This is a genomic window from uncultured Amnibacterium sp. (assembly GCF_964245895.1).
Taxonomy (GTDB): Bacteria; Actinomycetota; Actinomycetes; order Actinomycetales; family Microbacteriaceae; genus Amnibacterium.
This window is the reverse complement of the sequence record NZ_CAXTOQ010000235.1, coordinates 1-3,444: the sequence shown is the minus strand read 5'-3', so window position 1 is coordinate 3,444 and position 3,444 is coordinate 1. Positions and strand designations below refer to the sequence as shown.

Annotated in this window: 4 protein-coding genes; 2 read left to right on the top strand and 2 right to left on the bottom strand. The window is 75.8% G+C overall.

The window, feature by feature from the left end:
* Positions 1 to 718: LLM class flavin-dependent oxidoreductase (locus ACFE60_RS18310; RefSeq protein WP_375390284.1), on the bottom strand; the 718-nt coding region annotated here is incomplete at its 3' end.
* A 109-nt stretch (positions 719 to 827) separates the two neighbouring features.
* A complete protein-coding gene (locus ACFE60_RS18305) occupies positions 828 to 1,790 on the bottom strand; it encodes a DUF5937 family protein (protein ID WP_375390283.1) in 963 nt (320 codons plus the stop codon).
* 64 nt (positions 1,791 to 1,854) lie between these two features.
* Here ACFE60_RS18305 and ACFE60_RS18300 point away from each other — a divergent pair, with 64 nt between their 5' ends.
* Together ACFE60_RS18300 and ACFE60_RS18295 are read left to right on the top strand one after the other, a co-directional pair.
* Complete coding sequence (locus ACFE60_RS18300) at positions 1,855 to 3,099, top strand: MFS transporter (RefSeq protein ID WP_375390282.1); 1,245 nt, start codon at positions 1,855 to 1,857, stop codon at positions 3,097 to 3,099.
* On the top strand, positions 3,096 to 3,444 hold a 349-nt coding region (locus ACFE60_RS18295), incomplete at its 3' end, for an HhH-GPD-type base excision DNA repair protein (protein WP_375390281.1). The genes ACFE60_RS18300 and ACFE60_RS18295, both read left to right, overlap by 4 nt.

Sequence of the window (3,444 nt, the reverse complement as noted above, 5' to 3'; positions counted from 1 at the left end):
CGACGAAGCCGAAGACGTGCAGGCCGACCTGCAGCCGCTCCGGGTCGTGCCCCGCGTGCGCGCCCGCGCGGCGGTAGAGGTCGATCAGCGGAGCGAACTGACGCGGCTCCCCGCCGATGATCGCGACCATCAGCGGCAGCCCGAGCAGGCCGGCGCGCGCGAACGACTCGGGCGTGCCGCCGACTCCGACCCAGATCGGCAGCGGGTCCTGCAGCGGGCGCGGGTAGACGCTCTGGTGGTTCAGCGGCGGGCGGTGCCGACCCGACCAGGTCACCTCGACGGAGTCGCGGAGGCGCAGCAGCAGGTCGAGCTTCTCCTCGAACAGCGAGTCGTAGTCCGCGAGGTCGAGGCCGAACAGCGGGAACGCCTCCGTGAACGAGCCGCGCCCGACCACCAGATCGATCCGGCCGCCGGAGATCAGGTCGAGCGTGGCGAACTGCTGGAACACCCGCACCGGGTCGTCGGCGCTCAGCACCTTGACCGCGCTGCCCAGCCGGATCCGCTCCGTGCGCGCGGCGGCCGCCGCGAGGATCACCTGGGGCGCGGAGTCGTAGTACTCGCTGCGGTGGTGCTCGCCGATCCCGAAGGAGTGCAGGCCCGACCGGTCGGCGAGCGCGATCTCCTCGAGCAGGTGCGCCATCCGCTCCGCCGGCCCGACCACGTGGCCGGTGCCCGGGTCGGTGACCGCCGAGACGAAGCTGTCGACGCCGATGCGCATGCCCCGAGGCTTCCACACATGAGCCTTGCTCACGCTTCCTGCCGCCGGAACAGCGTCACGGCGATCAGAAGCGTGAGCAAAGTCGTTCAGAGCGCGAGCACAGTCGCCCTCAGGCGGCGGCGGTGAGCGCGTCGCCGAGGGGCGTCCGGCGGTAGACCACCGAGCGGGCGAGGCGGGCCCTCGCGATCAGGCCCGCGTCGAGCAGCACCTTCAGGTGGTCGCCGGTCGCGCCGAGGGACGCCCCCGTGAGCGCCGCGAGCTGCGTCGTCGAGGAGGGGGTCGCGAGCGCGAGGAGGAGGCCGGCGCGCGTCCTCCCGAGCAGCGGCGCGAGCGGGTCGGTCGCGGCGACCGCCTCCTCGAACACGAGCCCGGCGCCGCGGCTCGGGTACACGATCGTCGGCTGCCACGGCGGGTCGCCGGTGACCGCGACGCCCTGCCCGAGGAACACCGACGGCACGAGCAGCAGGCCGCGGCCGCCGAGCACCTCCACCGCCTCCGCGGACCGGTCGATGACGACGGCGTTCCCGAGCCACGTGAGGCTCTCGTGCATGCCCGCGAGCGCGCCGGCCCAGCCGACCTCGCTCAGCCGCTCGGCACGGAACCGCACGTCGCGCTCCAGCACCGAGCGCACGCGCGGCCACTCCGGGGCGAGCAGCGCCGCCCACACCGCCGCGGTCACGTCCGCGAGCACCTCGGGCAGGCGCGGGTCCTGCAGGAGCGCTGCGACCGCGGGCGGGGGGCGGCGGATCGCGCGGATGCCGGCGAGCTCGGTCGCCACGACCGCGGGGTCGACGCCGCGCAGCACGGCGAGGTCGTCGTCGATCGTCTGGCCCATCCCGGCCGGCGGCGGCACGGAGAAGGAGGCGCCGAGGCCCGGCCCGTGCAGGTACCGCAGGGCGAGCACGCCGGACTGGTCGCGGATCGGGTCGAACCGGCTGCGGAACCGGCGCGCGATCGGTGCCGCCGGGTCGGCGCGGAAGAGGGTGCGGACGAGCATCGCGAGCTCGAACGAGGGTGAGACCGCGAACCGCGTGGCCGCGAGGTCCTCGGGGCCGACCTCGAACCGGATCATCCGCGACCTTTCGCTGCAGGACGAAAGAGTAGCCGCCTGCGGAGGCGGGCACGAGGCTCGCCCGGTGACCGAGCACCGCACGACCTACCGCGAGGTGTTCGCATCCCGCGGCTACCCGGCCCTGTACTCGGGCACCGCGCTGCACATGATGGGCGCCTCGCTGCAGGTGCTCGCGTTCTCGGTCGCGGTCTACCAGGCGACGCGGTCGCCGTTCTGGTCGTCCCTGGCGTTCGCGGCCGGGTTCCTGCCGCAGGTGGTCGGCGGCGCGGTGCTCCCCTCCCTCGCGGACCGGGTGCCCGCCCGCGTCCTGCTGCCGGTCGGCGCGCTGCTGCGGATGGCGGCCGCGCTGCTGCTCGCCTGGGGCGCCCTGGGGCTCGGCGGCGGGCTCGCGGTCGTGGCGCTCTCCGCGCTGGTGCAGCCGCTGTTCAGCGCCGGGCAGTCCGCGCTCGTCTCGCGGCTGCTCGACGGCGACCGGTACGTGCTCGGGCGGTCGCTGTTCTCGGTCACCTCCATGACCGCGCAGCTGGTCGGCATCGCGATCGGCGGTGCGACGCTGCAGGCGCTCGGCCCCGGTCCGGCGCTGCTCGTCGCCGCGGGCGTCGAGGCGCTCGCCGCGACCGTGCTGGCCGTCGGGCTGCCGACCCTCGCCCCGGTGGCTGCGGCGCGGGAGCGCTGGCGCGCCGCCGACACCTTGCACGGCTACCGCGACGTCTGGCGGGTGCCGCTGCTGCGCGGGCTGCTGCTGCTCTGGTGGGTGCCGCTCGCGCTGTTCGTCGGTGCGGAGTCGCTCGCGGTCGCCTACGCCGGCGCCGCGCACGCGAACGGGCTCATCACCGCGCTGCTCATCGGCGCCCCGCCCGCCGGCGCCCTGCTCGGCCAGCTGCTCGTCGGCCGCCTCGCCCGCCCCGTCACCCGCGAGCGGCTCGTGCTGCCGCTGCTCGTGCTCACGGGTGCGGGCCTCCTGCCCCTCGCACTGGACCCGCCGCCGCCCGTCGCCGCGCTGCTGCTGCTGATCTCGTCGATCGGGCTCGCGTACGAGCTGGGGAGGCAGGCGGCGTTCCGCGACGCGCTGCCGCACGGCCGGGAGTCGATCGGCTTCGGCCTGCTCGCCGTCGGGATGATGACCGGGCAGGGGGTCGGCCCGCTGCTCGCCGGGCCGCTCGGCACGGTGCTCGACCCGGGTGCCGCGATGGCGATCTGCGGGCTGCTCGTGCTGCTGAGCGCCGTGCTCCTCCGCAGCGTGGCGAGCGCGCAGGAGCCCGTCGAGGCGGCGCCCGCAGCACCGGCGCCCGGTACCGTCGCCCCATGACCGCCCTGCACATCACCGGCGACGCGGACGCGGACCGGCTGCTCTCCTCCGACCCCTTCGCCCTGCTCGTCGGGATGCTGCTCGACCAGCAGGTGCCGATGGAGACCGCGTTCGCGGGGCCGGAGAAGATCCGGGCCCGCCTGGGTGACCTCGCCCCGGCGACGCTCGCCGGCGAGGACCCGGAGCGCCTCACGGCGGTGTTCCGGCAGCCGCCCGCGGTGCACCGCTACCCGGGCTCGATGGCTGGCCGCGTGCAGGCACTCGCCGCCGCGGTGCAGGAGGAGTGGGGCGGCGACGCGAGCGCGCTCTGGACCCGCGACGACCCCGACGGCGCCGAGGTGCTGC